The 16,780-nt window shown below is 69.8% G+C and carries 13 protein-coding genes and 1 pseudogene; 5 read left to right on the top strand and 9 right to left on the bottom strand.

The annotated features are described in order from the left end of the window. Positions 1 to 49 precede the first annotated feature (49 nt). Positions 50 to 1,477, bottom strand: coding sequence for an MFS transporter (locus OWM54_RS06550; RefSeq protein ID WP_267696922.1), 1,428 nt, complete (start codon positions 1,475 to 1,477; stop codon positions 50 to 52). A 270-nt stretch (positions 1,478 to 1,747) separates the two neighbouring features. Here OWM54_RS06550 and OWM54_RS06545 point away from each other — a divergent pair, with 270 nt between their 5' ends. After that, positions 1,748 to 2,185, top strand: coding sequence for a DUF2383 domain-containing protein (locus tag OWM54_RS06545; RefSeq protein WP_046712600.1), 438 nt, complete (start codon positions 1,748 to 1,750; stop codon positions 2,183 to 2,185). Between the two features lie 350 nt (positions 2,186 to 2,535). Beyond that, complete coding sequence (locus OWM54_RS06540; RefSeq protein WP_223746904.1) at positions 2,536 to 3,228, top strand: hypothetical protein; 693 nt, start codon at positions 2,536 to 2,538, stop codon at positions 3,226 to 3,228. Positions 3,229 to 3,234: 6 nt separating this feature from the next. Here OWM54_RS06540 and OWM54_RS06535 read toward each other — a convergent pair whose 3' ends face one another. Further along, the gene (locus OWM54_RS06535; RefSeq protein ID WP_223746485.1) at positions 3,235 to 4,329 is read right to left on the bottom strand and encodes a hypothetical protein; all 1,095 of its coding nucleotides are present in this window, start codon (positions 4,327 to 4,329) and stop codon (positions 3,235 to 3,237) included. Positions 4,330 to 4,350: 21 nt separating this feature from the next. Continuing rightward, on the bottom strand, positions 4,351 to 4,911 hold the full coding sequence (locus OWM54_RS06530; RefSeq protein WP_267696921.1) for a DUF2378 family protein: 561 nt from the start codon (positions 4,909 to 4,911) through the stop codon (positions 4,351 to 4,353). Between the two features lie 327 nt (positions 4,912 to 5,238). On the opposite strand from OWM54_RS06530, the pseudogene OWM54_RS43355 reads away from it, so the two are divergent. Beyond that, a pseudogene (locus OWM54_RS43355) lies at positions 5,239 to 5,673 on the top strand (VWA domain-containing protein); the annotation flags it as partial. Between the two features lie 709 nt (positions 5,674 to 6,382). Here the strand turns inward: OWM54_RS43355 and OWM54_RS06520 are convergent. From OWM54_RS06520 to OWM54_RS06495, 6 genes are all read right to left on the bottom strand, one after another. Continuing rightward, positions 6,383 to 7,345 (bottom strand): VWA domain-containing protein, encoded by a 963-nt coding sequence (locus OWM54_RS06520; protein ID WP_267696917.1) that lies wholly within the window; start codon positions 7,343 to 7,345, stop codon positions 6,383 to 6,385. 62 nt (positions 7,346 to 7,407) lie between these two features. Next, positions 7,408 to 9,645 (bottom strand): RCC1 domain-containing protein, encoded by a 2,238-nt coding sequence (locus OWM54_RS06515; RefSeq protein WP_267696916.1) that lies wholly within the window; start codon positions 9,643 to 9,645, stop codon positions 7,408 to 7,410. A gap of 163 nt (positions 9,646 to 9,808) precedes the next feature. Continuing rightward, entirely contained in the window at positions 9,809 to 10,966 is a 1,158-nt protein-coding gene (locus OWM54_RS06510; RefSeq protein ID WP_267696915.1) for a hypothetical protein, read from the bottom strand. Further along, positions 10,963 to 11,295 (bottom strand): hypothetical protein, encoded by a 333-nt coding sequence (locus OWM54_RS06505; protein WP_267696914.1) that lies wholly within the window; start codon positions 11,293 to 11,295, stop codon positions 10,963 to 10,965. Before OWM54_RS06505 ends, OWM54_RS06510 begins: the two co-directional genes overlap by 4 nt. An 89-nt stretch (positions 11,296 to 11,384) precedes the next feature. Beyond that, positions 11,385 to 12,212 carry a hypothetical protein gene (locus OWM54_RS06500; RefSeq protein WP_223746493.1) on the bottom strand — a complete coding sequence of 276 codons (828 nt, stop codon included), beginning with the start codon at positions 12,210 to 12,212 and terminating at the stop codon, positions 11,385 to 11,387. 93 nt (positions 12,213 to 12,305) lie between these two features. After that, positions 12,306 to 13,571 (bottom strand): hypothetical protein, encoded by a 1,266-nt coding sequence (locus OWM54_RS06495; RefSeq protein WP_141332117.1) that lies wholly within the window; start codon positions 13,569 to 13,571, stop codon positions 12,306 to 12,308. Positions 13,572 to 14,452: 881 nt separating this feature from the next. Between OWM54_RS06495 and OWM54_RS06490 the strand changes: the two genes are divergently transcribed. Together OWM54_RS06490 and OWM54_RS06485 are read left to right on the top strand one after the other, a co-directional pair. Then, positions 14,453 to 15,892, top strand: coding sequence for a hypothetical protein (locus OWM54_RS06490; RefSeq protein ID WP_223783160.1), 1,440 nt, complete (start codon positions 14,453 to 14,455; stop codon positions 15,890 to 15,892). A 37-nt stretch (positions 15,893 to 15,929) separates the two neighbouring features. Then, on the top strand, positions 15,930 to 16,769 hold the full coding sequence (locus OWM54_RS06485; RefSeq protein WP_267696913.1) for a metal-dependent hydrolase: 840 nt from the start codon (positions 15,930 to 15,932) through the stop codon (positions 16,767 to 16,769). Positions 16,770 to 16,780 lie beyond the last annotated feature (11 nt).

Here is a 16,780-nt window from a genome sequence, read left to right as displayed (position 1 = left end):
GGATACTCCAGTGGATACATGGGCGCGGACGGCCAGAACCGCGACGTGCTCAAGACGGGGTGTTCCCCGTCGCCGAGAGCCTGTTCTCGGGCACGGCGTTGGCCGCGGGCGGTTCGGAAGGAAGCGTCGAGGCGAGCGGATGGGAGGGAATCACGTCCGGAAGCTCTTCCTGGACGCGCCGCGCGCGAGGGGACGAAAGCAGCAGGCCCACGGCGCACAACACCGTGAGGCCGATGACGACGAAGAGGAGCGCGATGCCGCGGCCGGGGCCGGTGCCCAGAAGGCGCCCCATGCTGTCCGCCAGCGCGCCGCCCGGAGCCATCCACGGCTCGAAGACGCGGTCGGCCAGCGGACCCGCCACCAGCGTGACCAGCAGCACCGCGGACTGGCCCACCGTCTTTCGCAGCGCGGCCACCCGGCCCTGGATCTCCAGCGGCACCTTCGTCTGCCAGAGCACCTGCGAGTTGGCCGCGGTGAGCGGCATGGAGAACAGGAACAGCATCGCCGCCGTGGCGAGCAACGCAACGCTGGGGGGCAGCGCGGCCAGCAGCAACATCGTCGCGGCGATGAGCGGGAAGCCCGCCACGCCCCGCATGCGCTGCTTGGGGCCGCCCCACACGCTGGTGAGCACGCCCCCGGCCAGCATGCCCAGGCCGGACACGGAGCCGATGACGCCCAGGTTCTTCACGTCCGTGAAGCTCAGCACCAGCGGCGTGATGAGCAGCAGCACCAGCGCCATGCTCGCGTTGGTGAACGTGGTGAAACACAGCAGGTACGTCAGCCCCCGCCGCTCGCGCACGAAGCGCCACGCCTCGGCGAGCTCCGCGCGCATCGAGCGCTGGCCCGGAGCCCGCGCCGCGCTCGGCGGTGGTGACGGGAAGCGCACCGCGACGAGCACGCTCGCGGCGAACAGGAAGCTCAGCACGTCCATGAAGAGCACGCCGTGCAGGCCGATGCTGCCCACCAGCACGCCCGCGAACACCGGCGAGGCAATCTGGCTGATGGCCGCGCCCAGCTCCGCCAGTCCGCTGGCGCGCCCCAGGTGCCGCTTGGGGATGAGCAGCGGCGTCGTCGCCTGCCACGCGGGCCACCGGAACGCCGTGCAACAACCGCCCAGCAGGACGATGGGGTACATGTACCAGCTCTGGAACTTCAGCCAGCCGGCGTTGTCCGCCACCAGCAGCGTCCAGATGAGCCCCGTGGTGACGCCCGAGCCCACGTCGCTCCAGAGCATCGCCTTGCGCCGGTCCCACCGGTCCACCAGCACGCCCGCGAACGGCGACAACACCGCCAACGGCAGCGTCGCGCAGAACGAGATGAGCACGAAGCGCGTCGTGGAGCCGGTGAGCTGGTAGACGTACGCGCCCAGCGCGAACGCTGTCAGCCCGGAGCCGAACAGGGAGACGAACTGACCCAGCCAGACCAGGGCGAACGTGAGCAGCGGGCGCGACGGTGAAGCAGGCGACGGGGCGGTCATTCGTCGAGGAGGAGCGAGCTGGGTTGCCTGGCCAGCTTCCCACGGGCCAGGGGCACGGCACAGGAACCGGGGTACTCTGGGATCAGCTTCACAGCCCTGACGCATTCTTGCAAACAGACTACCCGGACAGTCGCGCCGGCCCGCGTGGAAACACGGACGGTGCGTGTGGCCCGGGGGAGGTGGCGGGGGAGGGGGCCCTCGTTGCGAGCCGCCGGCCGCGCCTCAACTTCTTGGAACAGCAATCCGTTCACCCTCACCAGGAGGCCGTCGATGGCTCAGGCCGGCAAGGATGTCGAGACGCTCAATTCCTTCTTGCGGGGCGAGATTTCAGCGGTGGAGACCTACCGCCAGGCGATGGGGCACATCGAGCACGACGTGCGGCGGCGCACGCTCGAGGAGTGCCTGAAGGACCACGAGCAGCGCGTGGAGGCGCTCAAGGAGCGCATCCGGCAGCTCGACGGAGAGCCCGCGGAGGGCTCGGGCGTGTGGGGCGTCTTCGCGAAGGTGGTCCAGGGCGGCGCGGACCTCCTGGGCGAGGACAAGGCCATCTCCGCCCTGGAGGAGGGCGAGGACAAGGGCCTTCGCGACTACGAGCAGAACGCGGGCAAGGTCCACGGTGACTTGCGCCGCTTCGTGCGCATGGAGCTGTTGCCCAAGCAGAAGAGCACGCACAAGAAGCTCAGCCACCTGAAGCACACCCTGCACTGAGGCCTGGGGCGCCCCCCTCACCTGGGCCCGGGCCTGCGCGCGTCGCGGGTCCGGGCCCGCTTTTGTTGGAGCTCTCAACTTTCGGGAATGCCTGTGACCTTTTGAATGCCCGAACGGCCACGGACGTCGACGTCCGGGACGCACGTCGGGTGTCCTTCATGCCGGGTCGCGAGGCTCTTGGAGGTTGCCGACGGGGCGTGCGATAACCGGGGGTCCGCCGACGAGGCCGGAGGAGATGCATGTGGCTGGACGACAGCTCTTCGGAACGCGAACATTCCTCGTCGGAAGGCGCGCGGCGCGAGCACGAAGGAAGTGTTCAGCATGAGCCCCAGGAACCGGAGCCCTTGAAGATGGCCCAGGCCCCCGCGGTGCCGAAGGAGGGCAGCCACGCGGGCGCGCTGAGCGCGAGCTGCGAGGCGCTGTTCCGCTCCACCGAGCAGGCCCTTCCGTGGGCCTGGAAGCTGCTGCAGCTGGCCAAGGGCTCCGGCGCGCTGGCCGTCGAGGCGCGTGGCGCCGCGCTGGAGTTCCTGGACCGCATCCCTCCTCACGTCCGCCGCGGGGTCAGCGAGCTGCTCGCGTACAGCAACCTCTGGCAGGCCGTCTGCACGCGGCTGGGCCGCCCGGTGGCGCGCTCGACGGAGGAGCTGCTGCGCGAGCTGAACGAGGACCTGCAGCTGCTCTTGCGCGGGGCGCAGGCGCGGCTGGGCACCACCGCGGCGCTGGAGCAGGGGCTGCTGTTGCACCTGGGACGGCTGCGCGAGTCGCGCGGCAAGGAGCCCTCGGCGGCGCTGGAGCTGAGGGCGTCGCTGGATGCCTTCACGCACGCGGTGACGCAGGTGATGTCCTCGGCGAGCGCCTACCGCCGGGCGTGGGAGGCCGCGCAGGCGGAGCTGACCGAGTCGGCGGAGTGGCTCGGTGCTGGAGACCCGGGCTTCTGCGCGTGGCTGGCCGAGCACCTGTCGGCGTCGGTGCCCGCGTGGCGGGAGGCGCACGCGTCCAGCCGCCTGTTGCAGGAGCTGGGAGCGCTGTCCGGCCCTCCGTAGCCGAGCCTAGACCTCCACGAGGATGCGGTGCCGGTAGAGCTCCAGCAGCACGTCCTCGGACAGGTCCGCCTGCTTGTGCTCGCGCAGGTGGTGGCGCACGGCCTCCACGCTCTGTCGCCCGGTGAACTCCACGAGCAGTCCGTAGGCCTCGCCGGGCAGGGCCACGGCGTCGAAGTCGCTGTACGCGCCCAGGGCCACGCTGCCGTCGGGCATCCACTGCACGGTGGCGTCCGCGTTGAACTTGAGCGTGCGCGGCAGCTGGGAGGACACGGCGGTGCCCAGGTGCGCCTCCAGCGCCTTGAGCTCGATGAGGCCGTCCAGGCCGAGCAGCTTGTCGAGCCCCGCGGCGTCCAGCCCGCGCACCAGCCGGTGGCACTCGCGGTAGTAGTCCACCTCCAGGCCCACGTAGCCCTTCCACAGGTCCGCGTAGGCGCGCGCGGGAGGTGGCGCGTCGTCCAGGTCCTCGACGGCGAGCGGTGAGGGCTGCAGCTCCGGGCGGTCCTTGCCGGACAGGATGTAGTCGGGCAGCAGCTGGAGCGTCGTCCAGCGCGACAGCTGGATCTCCGTCAGCGTCAGGTACGTCTTGAGGGACATGTAGAACCTGCGGCCGTCCGCGCCCGCCACGTACTTGCAGAAGAACGTGGAGCACACCGCCTCGCGGTAGGGCCAGATGGTGCAGCCGCCGCTGTGTTGCGCGTAGTAGGGGCAGCGCAGCGACGCGGCCCGGCCGAAGAACTGGGTGCCGTTCTTGTAGAGGAAGTTGAACTTGGCCGGGGGCTTCACCCACTGCGGCGTCACGCCGATGCGCGCGGCGATGCGCGCCTCCATGCGCGAGCGGCCCTCGGACAGCTCCGGCCGCTCGTCCGACAGGAGCGCGCCCACCAGGTAGTTGGGCAGGCGCGGGAAGTAGGTGCAGCACTTGGTGTCGGGGCGGAACAGGCGGCTGACGCCGTCCACGGCCTCCACGCTGCCCTGGGCGGAGCCCTCGCACATGGCGCAGTTCGAACAGGTGGCCTTGGTCTCCTCGGGGACGTCCTGGCGGAAGAAGCCGGGGAGCAGCTCGCGGTAGAGCTCGGGGAGGGAGTCGAGGAGGCGGGGCATCGAGGGGCTCGGGGAAGGAGGTCAGCGAGCGGAGGGGTCGTACCACTCGAGCCGATAGGTACAGGAGTCCTGGTCGTGACGGGTGCGGGAAATGGTCAGCCCCCGGACACCGATGCGATGCAGCCCCTCCTCCAGCACACCCTCGACGAAGCCCTCGGTGGCCGCGGGCTCGTTGAACCAGAGGTCCGCGGTGGTGGGGTTCACCACCGTGACGCGGGTCTCGGTGAAGTTGTTGCCGCTCCTGAAGTTGTGCGTCATCCGGCCCAGCGAGCGCATGGGGCCCAGCACGCGCGCCAGGGTGAGCACCGCCGCGCCCATGACGGTCTGCGCGTAGCCTTCAATCATGCGCCGCGCGAGCAGCCGGCGCGCCTCCTCGAGCGTCCGGTCCGGATGGAGCGCGCGGGCCACCGTGTCCAGGCAGCGCACCCAGACGGCGTGGGGATAGGCGGCCTGGAGCGGGCCGTCCAGGTCCATGCCCATCTCCCGCAGCTCGTTGCGAAGGTCGTAGGACAAGTCCTTGTCGAGGGTCTTCAGATACAGGCTGTCCACCGTGTTGCCGAAGATGACGCGCTCCTGGCTCATGCGCTTTCCCCCAAGGTCGCCGGCCACCCACCGGCGCGCGCGCATTCTCTCCGGAGCCGACCTCCCAAGGCCAGTCCTGTCGGACGTGCCCCGCACGGTGGGGCTCCGAGGAGGGGGCAGACCGCGACGGGCCTCGGGACAGGTGATCGCGCCCCGGCGACGCTCCTGGATGTGACGGAGGGCGTCATCGAAAGTGTGTCACGCCATCGCAAGGTGTGTCTGTCCGATGGAGTCCTGGATGGGCGTCCGTGGTGTGGTTTGGATGTTATGTGATTCCCCTTATTGGTCGGGTTGAAACTGTATGGCATACAGGGTTCGAGCGCTCGAATGTCTGGCGTTCTGGGGACGGATTCCGCTCAGTCGTGGACTTCGAGTCGGGTCGTCCCTCCTCCCTCACGAAAGGATGCCCCCGTGACGAAACACGATGCCGTCGTTCGTTGGGCCATGCTCCTGGGACTGCTGGTGTTCGCCAGCCCAGGCGTGGTGATGGCGCAGCCGCTCCCTCCCTTCAAGGAGGTGCACGTGGTCTTCCTGATTGACCGCAGCGGGTCGATGCAGACCGTGCGCTCGCTGGACAACCGGCAGCGGTTCGCGGTGGGCATGCAGATGGCCAGGGAGGCCGTGGAGGCGGGTTCGTCGCTGCCGCGATACATGGCGGTCTGGTCGTTCGAGAATAATTCATATCAGGTGCATCAGGATTTCACGACGGAGCCCCAGCTCATCTTCAATGCCTTGAGCGCCTTGCAGGCGGGAAGTGGGACGACCCCGCTGGCCTACTCGGCCTGCGAGGCGGTGAACAAGCTGAGAGGGTTTCGTACGAATGTCTTCGCGCAGAAGCGAATCGAGCTGAGCTCCGACGGCCAGGAGAATGACAGTCCCATTGGCTCCGAGTGCCAGGGCTCGGACAGCCCCGCGATGGACCCCCAGTCCTGGCAGTGGAAGGTGAGGAACAAGCTGCGGACCGGAAATGCCCAGAACACCAACGTGCCTCCGACCGGCTATGAGATTGTTTCTCATATCACCTTCTTCGGGAGCTTCCTGACTCTTCGGGATGGCGGCTCGGAGGTGGTCCCGGAGGTCTCGCGGGACGGGAGGCTTGTCGCGGATGCGAGCATTCCCGCTCCCACTGGCGGCCCGTTCGTCAGGTACCTGCGCACCATCGCCGAGGAGTCCGGTGGGCGGCTCACGGTCGTCGAGGACAACCAGCCGGTTCCCGCGCTCGGCGACGTCGACCGGAACGGCTGTGTCAACAACGTGGACCTGGACCTGGTGCTCGCCAACTTCGGGAACACCGTTCCGCCTGGGGACAAGCGGGCCGACATCAACGGTGACTTCATCGTCGACTACAACGACTACTCCATGGTCATCGCTCAGTGGGGGATGGGCGGTCGGTGCAACGTGACCTTCTGACCTGAGACCTCGGGGCGCGGACCCGGCCGGCTGTTTCGTGCCGGGTCCACGCCGGGGCTGACTATTCTGGCACGCCGCCCGTGGGGAGCCACGGCTGAGGGCTGGCCCCGCAGCCTCGGCCCAGATTGCCCAGGACGATGCTGTAGTCGGTGAAGTCCACGACCTTGTCTCCGTTGAAGTCGGCCTTGGGGTCTCCAGGGGGGATGCTCAGCCCGTAGTTGGCGAGCATGAGGTAGTAGTCCTTCGAGTCGATGCACCCGTTGCCATCCGTGTCACCCGGGATGGGAAGCGGTCGTGAGTCCTCGATGGGCATGTATTGACCGCCCGAGTCGCGCGACAACCCCCGGAGCAGGACGAGGAAGGGGGATTCGAGCGGGTCCGCGAAGGGCGACAGGTTGAGGTGGTTGTAGAAGACGTCCGCGTCGAACACGAGCTGGAAGGGGTTGGGGCTGTCGCGCAGCGGGTCGCCCGTCTTGAGCATGTTGCGGACCTTCCACTGCCACGAGCCCTCCTCCAGGTCCGGGTAGCGCTTGTTGCTGGACGGCCCGTAGCACAGCGAGTCTTCGGGCGTGCTGTTCTCCTCTCCGTCGGAGATGAGGTGGACCACCTTGCGTGCGTCCACGCCGGGCTCGAACTGGAGCAGCTCGTCCGCGGCATCGCAGACGGTCACCGCCAGCGGCGTGGCCCCCAGGCCCGAGGTCAGGTTGTTCAGCGTCGTCACCGTCGACGCCCCGTCCATGAAGCCCTGCTCACGGCGGTAGGTGGCCCCCTCGAACGTCCACACGGCGAAGCGTCGCGGCAGGGCATTGGGCGTCTGCACGAAGTCGCGTCCCCGCGTCACGGCCTCCACGAAGCGCGTCTGGCCCGAGGCGCGCGTCGTGAGCATGGAGCCGCTGCGGTCGATGAGGATGATGACGTGCTCCTCGGTGAAGGCCCGCGCGTCGGCGCCGCCCAGCAACACCAGGGCGAGTCCGCTGGCCGCGAGCGCTCCAGGCGCCCGCCCGTTCAGTCTTCGAGGCAACATGGGTGTCTCCTTGTCGGGTGCTGCGGAAGGGACCCAACGGCCGTCCCGTGAAGCGTGGCGCCTCAGAACATCTCCACCTGCGTGGGAATGAGGCGGTCATCCCGCGTGCCGTCCCCCAACTGTCCCTCGCCGTTGTATCCCCACGCCCACGCCGTCCCGTCCGAGCGCAGCGCCATCGAATGGTGGTCCCCCGCGATGATGGCCACCGCGTTGCTCATCCCCGCCACCATCACCGGCACGTGGCGGTTCTCCAGCAGCCCATCGCCCAGCTGGCCGTCGAAGTTGAACCCCCACGCGCGCACCGTGCCGTCCGAGCGCAGCGCCAGCGAGTGGAAGTTCCCCGCCGCGATGGAGACGACGCCCGTCAGGTTCGACACCGGCCCGGGCGCGTTGAGGTTCAGGGTCGAGCCATTCCCCAGCTGCCCCGAGCCGTTGTAGCCCCAGGACCACACCGTGCCGTCCGAGCGCAGCGCCAGCGAGTGGTAGCCCCCCGCGATGATGCTCGTCACTCCGGTGAGCCCCACCACCTGCACCGGGACGATGTGCCAAGCGTTCGTCCCGCTGCCAATCTGTCCGTCGAAGTTGTAGCCCCACGCCCACACGGTGCCGTCCGAGCGCAGTGCCATGGAGTGGCTGTGGCCCGCGGCGATGGCCGTCACGCCCGTCAGCCCCGTCACCCGCACGGGCACGTTGCGGTCCGCCGTGGAGCCATCCCCCAGCTGTCCGTAGCGGTTGAAGCCCCACGCCCACACCGTGCCGTCGTTGCGCAGCGCCAGCGAGTGCAGGGCCCCGGAGGAGACGTCGGAGATGCCCGTGAGGTTGGAGACCCGCACGGGCTGCGAGCGGTCCACGTTGCTGCCGTCGCCCACCTCGCCCCGGCTGTTGACTCCCCAGGCCCACACGGTGGTGTCTGCCTTGAGCACCACGGTGTGCTTGTCGCCCGCGGCCACGGACACCGCGCCTGACAGCCCCATGAGGGCGGGCGTCAGCCGGTCCGCGCCCGTGCCGTTGCCCAGCTGGCCGCTCTCGTTGTCGCCCCAGCTCCAGACATTCCCGGACGCGTCCAGGTAGACGGAGTGCAGCTGGCCCGACGTGACACCCGGGTTGCCCAGCGTCTGCGTCGTCCCCACGCGCACCGGCGACATGCGCGGCTGGAAGGTGCTGTCACCCAGCTGGCCGAACGCGTTGTCGCCCCAGGCCCACACGGTGCCGTCCGCGCGCAGCGTCAGCGAGTGCTTGAAGCCCGCCACCAGCGTGACGCCGCCCGTGAGCCCCGCGAGGATGGGCACCCGGCTGCTCGTCAGCGTCCCGTTGCCGAGCTGCCGGTAGCGGTTGTCGCCCCAGGCCCACACCGCGCCGTCCGAGCGCACCGCCAGCGAGTGGTAGTTGCCGGCCACCACCGCCATCACCTCCGTCAGCGGCACCTGGACGGGCGCGGTGCGGTTGCTCACCGTGCCGTCTCCCAGTTGCCCGGTGGCGTTGAGTCCCCAGGCCCACGCCGTGCCGTCCGAGCGCAAGGCCACGCAGTGTGACGCGCCCGCGGACACCGTCGCCACGCCCGTCAGGCCGAGCACCTGGGCGGGTTGGCCGCGCGTCGTCACCGTGCCGTCGCCGAGCTGACCGCTGCGGTTGTCGCCCCAGGCCCACACGGTGCCGTCCGCGCGCAGCGCCAGCGAAGTGTTGCCACCGGCCGCTACCGCGATGACCTCGCGCAGGCCGGGGACCTGGATGGGCAGCGAGTTGCTCGTCGCCGAGTGGGGACCGACCTGCTTGTAGCGGTTGTCACCCCAGGCCCAGACGGTGCCGTCCGAGCGCAGCGCCACGGAGTGCGAGAAGCCCGAGCCCACCGAGAGCACGCCCGTCAGGGACTGGACCCGCACCGGCTGCACGCTCGCGCTGGTCGTCCCCGTGCCGAGCTGTCCGGAGTAGTTGTCGCCCCAGCCCCAGACGGTGCCGTCCGAGCGCAGCGCCAGCGAGTGGTAGTCCCCCGAGGCCACCGCCACCGCGTCCGTGAGCTGGCTCACCTGCACCGGCGTCGGGCTGTCGGTGAGCTGGCCGTTGCCCAGCTGTCCCTGGCGGTTGTAGCCCCAGGCCCACACGGTGCCGTCCGAGTGCACGCCCACCGAGTGGTATTGGCCCAGCGACAGGCGCGACGCGGAGCTCCGGCCGGCGAGCGGCACGCGCACCTGGCTCAGCGCGGGGGCCGGCGCCATCGCCCACTCGCCGCAGCCCGCGAGGAGCCACAGCGCCAGGACGGCGCACCACCGGACGGAACTGCTCCACGTCGCGTTGCGGAACATGCGCGAACCTCCCCGACAAAGGCCGTCAGCGACGGCACAAGGACCTGCTTGCGGAAACTCCTTCAACCCTCCACCCCCCCCACCGAGCGACGAGTGCCCGCAGCTCCGAGGGGCGCGCCATGCGGTGTCGCGGAACCTGCGCGAACGTCCCCCACAAAGGCCGTCAACGACGGCACCAGGACTTGCCTTCGGTGTCCTTGCAGCCGTCCACCACCCACCGAGCGACGAGCGCCCGCAGCTCCGGCGGCAGCTCCACGCCCGCCATGGGCATGCCGGGCGAGGCGGCCACCAGGCCGTGCTCGGCCTCCAGCGCGCGCGTCTCCAGCCGCCGCCAGAACTCCTCGCCGGACTTCTTCTTCAGATAGCTCTTCAGCCCCTGTGCATCCGCCGTGAAGGCACTGGCGGCGCGAGGGCTCGTCGCGTGGCAGTGCACGCACGTGGCGTCCCGGAAGAACGGGCCCCAGAGGTACGCGAGCATCGTCGGAGGCACCGGGCCCGGCGCGGCGGCCTGCTTCACCGCGAGGCCCGTGACGCGTGCATCCAGCTCGCGCTCCTTCTCGCGTCGCTGCTCGTCGAACAGGCGATGCAGCAGCTTCGCCTCGTCGAGCGTGAGCGGCACCTCCGGCATCTGCCGCCCCTGGCGAGCGTGGGGCGAGGGCTCGCGGCAGTACTCGTACGTCCACTCGGGCGTGTAGAGCCCCAGCGACACGCCGTCGCGTCCGGAGAGCGGACGGGGGCCGGTGTGGCACGCGGCGCAGCGCGCCTTCCACAGCGCGTCGGCGGCGGGGCGCTCGTGCGGCGTCAACCTGGCCAGCGGCGCCTCCTTCGCCGGCAGGCGCACGGCCAGCAGCGCGGCGATGTCCTGGACGTCGCCCGGGCGGAGCGCGGGGTAGGCCATCATCCGGGGGGCGCGGCTGCCCTCCTTCTGCGAGAGCGTGCTCGGCCGCCTGAGGAACGCCGCGAGGCCCCGCGCGGAGATGCGCGGCACCGCGTGTCCGGGCTCCTCGAGCAGCTCCGGCGCGTTCATGTACGACAGCGGCGTGGTGGCCAGGTGGGCGAGCTTCTCCTCGCGCACCGGCACCGCGAAGTAGCGCGGGTCCGGCTCTCGCTTCTGGCGCTTGCGGGCCACGTCGTTGATCTCCGCGTGGCAGCCGTAGCACTGGCTGTCGGTCCACCGGCCCAGGCCGTTGGCGAAGCGCGTCTGGGGCTCGGTGCGCTGGGACGTGTGGCACCCGGTGCACTCCTGGGCCACCCCGCCTCGCGCGGACGCGGACGCCATCCCCGCGAGCAGCACCAGCGCGAGCACGGCCAGCCGCCTCACGGCGCCAGCTCCGCCGGCTGCGTGAGCCTCACGCGCGAGACGTCCTCGGACTCCCATCGCGCGATGTCCTCCACCACCTGGCCGAAGTCCGAGGCCGTGGCGCGCTCCGCGTCCGGCTCACAGGTCCGGTAGGCGCCCACCAAGGCGAAGCCGGACACGGACCACGTGGGCTCCACGGAGCCCGTGGGTCGGGGCAGCCGGGTGACGATGCAGCGCTGGAGCTTCGCGCGGCGTTGCCCCGGCGCCTCGCCCTCGTCGGGGTCGTCCTTGCCCGAGCACGCCATGCCGCCCACGAGTCCCATCAGGACCCAGACCCATCGTGTCTTCATGAAAAGCTCCCGAGCCGGGAGCGTCATGGCCCGCGCCATGTCCGCCCCCGGCTGCCGATGTGAGGGTTCGAATGTCCGGGCGCGGCGTCTCAGCCGTGCTCGAGCGCCAGCGGCGCGGGCGTGCAGATGGCCGAGGAGCTCCCGGCCACCGCGGGTGTCATCGTCGCCGTCTGGGCGGCGAGGTCCAGCGTGAAGGCCTTCACATACGTCTCCCAGCCCACCTGCGGGTCCGTGGTGACGAAGAGCGAGGGATTGGTCTGCGCGAGCTTCGCGGACTCGAAGAGCACGTCCCAGCTGTTGCCCGTCACGCCCCCGGTGGGCTGCGACTGGAGCGCGCCGTTGGTCACCAGCACCTGGTTGATGCCCGGCACGTTGAGCAGCGGGCTGGAGGGCGCGCACAGCGGCACGTTGACGCGCAGGGTGATGACGGGGTTGGCGGCGATGTGGGCGCGCACCATGGCCTCGTCCGCCGGCAGGAAGTGGACGCTGATGCCACACACGAGCGGGTAGTTGCCGCCCACGGCCTTCGGCTTGTAGCTGGCGGGGATGCCGGGGAGCAGGTCGATGATGGCCTGCGTCGGCTGGCAACCGGTGGCGGGGAAGGTGGGCAGCAGGCGCGCGTCGGTGATGCCGTGACGGCTGATGAAGCCGTTGTACAGGTTGAGCGTATGGGCGGTGGGGTGCAGGTTCACGAACAGCCGCCGCATGCCGCCCACCGTGGCCACGGAGTCCGTCGCGACCTGGGCGTACTGCGTATAGAAGATGGGACCGCGGTTCATGCCCATGTACGGGATGAACACCATCTCCGACTCGCGAAGGGTGCGCGCGTAGTCGAGCGGGGGCGTGTCCGTCTGGGCCTGGGCGGGGGCTGCCGCCAGACACAGGGCGAGCGTGAGACAGAGCGAGAGCAATCGCATGGGTGCAGGGCCTGGGGTGAGGATGGAAAGGGGGGGCGGAAGCCGCCAGGAAGGTGGCCTCCGCCCCGGAGTCGAATCAGCGCCAGCGACGGATTACGGCTGGCCCAGCAGCGCGCGGCAGCCCGCGTCGTTCATGTTCCAGTTCACGCGGCCCATCTCGAAGCCATCCATGAGGCAGGTGACGTTGAGGTTGGTCTTGACGGTGAAGTCCGTGGGACCCGGGTTGTACTGGATGTAGACGACCTCGTTGCGCTCCAGGATGAGCTTCTCGTAGTTGGCGCGCATGGTGAAGATGGAGTTGGTCTGGTTGGAGACCTGGCCGTTGACCGGCGTGGTGTAGCGGCGCACCTCGTTGAACAGCTCGTCCTGGAGGCGGGCCTGGACGGCGTTCACGACGTTGATGAAGTTGGCGTCATTGGGCGCGGTGGGGCCCCACTGGCCGTTGCTGCCGAGGTACTCGATGCGGATGCCGCAGGCGTTCTCCGCGGAACACGTCACCAGGCGCTCGAAGAAGGCGCGAACCTCGATGTCCACGCAGGAGCTCAGGTGGAAGGCCGCGAACGCGCTGGCCTGCTCGAACAGCGAGCGCCAGTTCACCGTGAAGCGCGCCTGACGGGTGAGGTTGTGCGTCTTGATGTCCCAGTCGATCTGCGCCGTCATGATGTTGTCCCACTGGGCGCCGGTGGCCATCAGCGCGCGCAGCTGCGGCGTCCAGCCGGGCAGGGTGGTCGCCTGGAAGGCGATGTCCTGCGCCACGACGCTGCCGCTGACGGCGGGCAGCGTGTTGAACTTGTACATCACGTTGGTGTTGATGTCGTACGGCTGGGACGGGTCCAGGTGCGTGAAGCACACGGGGACGCGCACCTCACGGCCGTTGACGACGAGGATCTCGAAGTCGCAGTCGACCTCCACGCGACCGTTGACGGGCGCGTAACCGGACAGCACGAACTGCGTGGTGGACCGGTTGGCCGGGGCCGGGGCGATCTGGAAGCCCAGCGCGGCGGCCTCCGTGGACAGCCGGTTCAGCGCGCCCAGGTCACTGGTGGTGGAGAACGAGCCACCCAGGTTCGCCAGCTCCAGGCCCGCGAAGTAGCCGAAGATGGGGATGAAGGAGGTGATCTGGAAGCGGGGGATGGGGTTGGTCGTCTGGGGCGACTGCACGGCCACGCCGCCGCGGCGCGGGACGTAATAGACGAGGTTGTTGTTGTCCGTGTCACCCAGCAGGGTGAACGCGTCCTGGACCGTGGGGGAGAAGTACTGCGCCATGGGCTTGGCGGACGGGGACATGGGCGCCGCGAGCGCCTGCGTCGCGGTGAGCGAGAGCGCCGCGGCCGCGGTGGTAGCGAGAAGCTTCTTCATGGATTGCATTCCTTTTGCGTGGCGTGAGGAATAGAGGGCGCACCCGTCCCGTGCCTGCGTGCCATGGGCGCGCAAGCCGCGTGCTGGCGTCGCGGTCACCCGCCCGTCACCGAGCAGGCACCGAAGCCGGGCCAGGTGCTGTGTGGCTGGATTCCCCCCTCTGTCCAGACGGGGTGCTTCTTCCTGGACAAACCCATCCTACCGATTGCGGGTGTGACTGCCAGTGCGGGTTAGGTTAAAGCGACTTTGTCGTTCAATGTTGTTTTGTCAGTGAAATCTAGTTTGATTTTGTTTGGGTTTCCCGAGGGGTCGGCGCGAGCCTCGGGGGTGACACGTCACACGCGCGTGAAGCCTGTCGTTCTGATGCAAGTGCTTGGATGGGATGTCTGCGTGGAAACCGCACGTCGGTGTGCGTCGTGCACTGGCGCGGCGGGTGACACACCCGTGCGCGGCGCGAAAGACGGACCCGGAGCCTTCCTGGCAGGGACGTGGGAGGGCGTCCGGGTGGACGGTCCACGCGGGCCGCTGGGAGCGGAAGTGTCCCGTCCCGCTGCGCCCGGCTGGAGACCTTGGGGGCGGCCCGCGCTGTGCGTGTGGCGGGCTGGGACTCGGTGAGGTGCTGGTCGCGGTTCCCTGCCGGCGATGAAACGGGGATGAGGGCGTGAGTCCTTCACCACCCGTATGAATGCGGGGTGTGTCTCGACATGAGGACGTGCGACAGAATCCCGTTGGCGGGAAGTGTCCGGTACACTCCACGGCCAATGCAGTGGGTCACCTCGCCGGTGCGCTTGCGCGGGACACGTGCCATGGACGGCTCTGGTTCCTTTCCTTCGTTCGCTGTTCACCGTGCCGGGGACACCCGCTCACGCGTGCGGGAGTCGATGGCGCACAAGTTCCCGCACTTCGTGCCGGTGGCGCGTCAGGCGCTGTCGGTGCTGGTGGGGGCGTGCGACGGCTGGCAGCGGACCTTCCCGGCGAGCCAGGTGTCGGACGTGGTGCCGGAGCTGACGTCGTGGGAGCGCTTCCTGTCCACCGAGCCGCGCTCGCGCCGCGTCATGATGACGGTGCAGCCGCTGGGCATCGACACCCGGGGGGGAGGGTGGGTGTCCGCGCTGCTCGCGCAGGTGGCCCGCTGGCACGTGGGCACGCGGGGACGCCGGCACAACCAGCCCACGGATGTCTGGCTGGCGGGGCTGGGGCGCATGGGCCTGGATGCCCGTCAGCGCGTCGCGGATGACGGGGTGCTCACCGTGGCCGTCACCGTGCCCGGAGGCGGCTTCCGGGTGGCCCGGCTCCCCCTGGTGGGCGCGTCGCTCACCTCCGAGGCGGTGGCGGCGCTCCTCGAGTCCCGCGCCCCCTGCTCGCTCTCCGAGGCGCGCCGCGACGGGCTGCATCCCCAGGTGGTGGTGGACGCCGCGGGCCACGGCGACAGCGCCTGGACGTCCCATCTGCTGACGTCGAGCGCCTGGCTGGGGGCGCGGGTGGAGCGGACCACGGGCTCGCTGGAGCTGGCGTTCGACCACCTGGTGATGGACGGCACGGCGATGATGGAGGTGTCGCGGGCGATTGCCGCGGAGCTGCCTCGCGGGCCCCGGGGCGCCGACGGCGGGGAGTGGTTGACGGGGCCTTCGGACCCTTCTCCGTTGCTGCGCGTGGCGCTGCCCGAGCAGCTCGACTTCCGCAACCTGGCGTGCGCGGTGCTGGGGGCGCTGGGGCGCTCCCACGGGGGGCTGTTGCGCACGGACAACCCGACGATGCTGGTGCCGGTGTTGCCGGACGCGCCCACGTCGGTGCCAAGGCCCTGGCGGCGCATCCGCATCGCGGTGATTCCCTCCCTCACCCGAGACGGCCCGGTGACGCCCGCGCGGGTCTCCCACCTGCTCGAGCACACCCGGACGGAGGGCGGCGTGCTGGAGGACATCTTCTCCACCCTGTACTCGCCGTCGCTGCCCTGGTGGATGCCGTCGCTCACCACGCACGGCTTCGCCTACACGCCGGGGCTGCGGCAGGTGGCCTCCGCGCTGTGCGGCAACGCGCTCCTGTCGAAGATCACCCTGGAGGTGGAGGACGAGGCCGCGCTGGAGCGGCACGCGCCCATCCACTTCAACACCATGCGGCCGCTGCCCGCCGTGGGCGGCGGGGTGGCACTGTGCGTCACGGAGGTGCTGTGCGTGACGCGTAAAGGCGTGCGCAAGCGCTTCTTCGGCGCTATCGCTGGCAGCGGTCCCTTCACCGCCCGGGAGCGGCTCATCGCCTTCCGAACCGAGCTCGAGCGCGAATTCCCCCGAAGGGTGCGTTCCGTCACGCCCCCTTCCTTCTGACCCGCCGTCCCCTCCGGCGCACGAGAATCCCCCACTCATGGTCAATCCCCCCGACCCCGGCCGCATCGTCCCCAGGCCGCACCTGAAGTTCCACTTCGATGCCACCTTCCCCCGGGTCTGGCACCACAACGGCTTGGGCTCGACGCACCTGTGGAACGGACTCAACCTGCTCTTCCCCCAGGGCGAGCGCTTCTTCGTGCGCAGCGTCAACCACTACCTCCCCGCGCTGGCCGACGTCCCGGAGCTGCGCGCGCAGGTGAAGGCGTTCTTCGCCCAGGAGGGCCAGCACGCCCGCGAGCACCAGGACTACATCGAGCTGCTGGAGTCACAGGGCTACGTCATCACCGGCTTCATGAGGGCGTACCAGCGCATCGTCTGGGGCTTCATCGACAAGTACTTCCCGGCCTCCCTGCGGCTCTCCATCACCGCCGCGCTGGAGCACTACACGGCCATCATGGGGGAGAACACGCTGACGCTCGGCGTGTTCAAGGACGGCCACCCCGCGATGCGCCAGCTCATCGAGTGGCACGCCGCCGAGGAGATTGAACACAAGGCCGTGGCCTTCGACGTGCTGCGCAAGGTGGCGCCGGGCTACGGCCTGCGCGTGACGGGGATGTTCGCGGGCATCATCGCGCTGTACGGCCTGTGGTTCGCGGCCACCGTCACGCTGCTGAGGCAGGAGCCGGGGCTGGGGTGGGGTGGCATCTGGCGGGAGCTGCGGCGCGCGCACCAGAAGGACCCGGTGCTGGTGCGGGTGCTCTGGCGTGGGCTCAAGGAGTACCTGCGGCCGTCGTTCCACCCCCTGGACAACGACAACCTGCACATCGCGCGCGCCCACCTGGACTCGCTCGACGTGCCCAGGGCGGAGGCCGCCTGAGCGGACGTGTC

This window comes from Myxococcus sp. MISCRS1 (genome assembly GCF_026626605.1).
Taxonomy (GTDB): Bacteria; Myxococcota; Myxococcia; order Myxococcales; family Myxococcaceae; genus Myxococcus; species Myxococcus fulvus.
This window is presented reverse-complemented; position numbering and strand designations above follow the sequence as displayed.

Bases quoted from the DNA above. Each gene is read 5' to 3' on its own strand.
- OWM54_RS06550 (WP_267696922.1), bottom strand. From the start codon at position 1,477: ATGACCGCCCCGTCGCCTGCTTCACCGTCGCGCCCGCTGCTCACGTTC.
- OWM54_RS06545 (WP_046712600.1), top strand. From the start codon at position 1,748: ATGGCTCAGGCCGGCAAGGATGTCGAGACGCTCAATTCCTTCTTGCGG.
- OWM54_RS06540 (WP_223746904.1), top strand. From the start codon at position 2,536: ATGGCCCAGGCCCCCGCGGTGCCGAAGGAGGGCAGCCACGCGGGCGCG.
- OWM54_RS06535 (WP_223746485.1), bottom strand. From the start codon at position 4,329: ATGCCCCGCCTCCTCGACTCCCTCCCCGAGCTCTACCGCGAGCTGCTC.
- OWM54_RS06530 (WP_267696921.1), bottom strand. From the start codon at position 4,911: ATGAGCCAGGAGCGCGTCATCTTCGGCAACACGGTGGACAGCCTGTAT.
- OWM54_RS06520 (WP_267696917.1), bottom strand. From the start codon at position 7,345: ATGTTGCCTCGAAGACTGAACGGGCGGGCGCCTGGAGCGCTCGCGGCC.
- OWM54_RS06515 (WP_267696916.1), bottom strand. From the start codon at position 9,645: ATGTTCCGCAACGCGACGTGGAGCAGTTCCGTCCGGTGGTGCGCCGTC.
- OWM54_RS06505 (WP_267696914.1), bottom strand. From the start codon at position 11,295: ATGAAGACACGATGGGTCTGGGTCCTGATGGGACTCGTGGGCGGCATG.
- OWM54_RS06500 (WP_223746493.1), bottom strand. From the start codon at position 12,212: ATGCGATTGCTCTCGCTCTGTCTCACGCTCGCCCTGTGTCTGGCGGCA.
- OWM54_RS06495 (WP_141332117.1), bottom strand. From the start codon at position 13,571: ATGAAGAAGCTTCTCGCTACCACCGCGGCCGCGGCGCTCTCGCTCACC.
- OWM54_RS06490 (WP_223783160.1), top strand. From the start codon at position 14,453: ATGGCGCACAAGTTCCCGCACTTCGTGCCGGTGGCGCGTCAGGCGCTG.
- OWM54_RS06485 (WP_267696913.1), top strand. From the start codon at position 15,930: ATGGTCAATCCCCCCGACCCCGGCCGCATCGTCCCCAGGCCGCACCTG.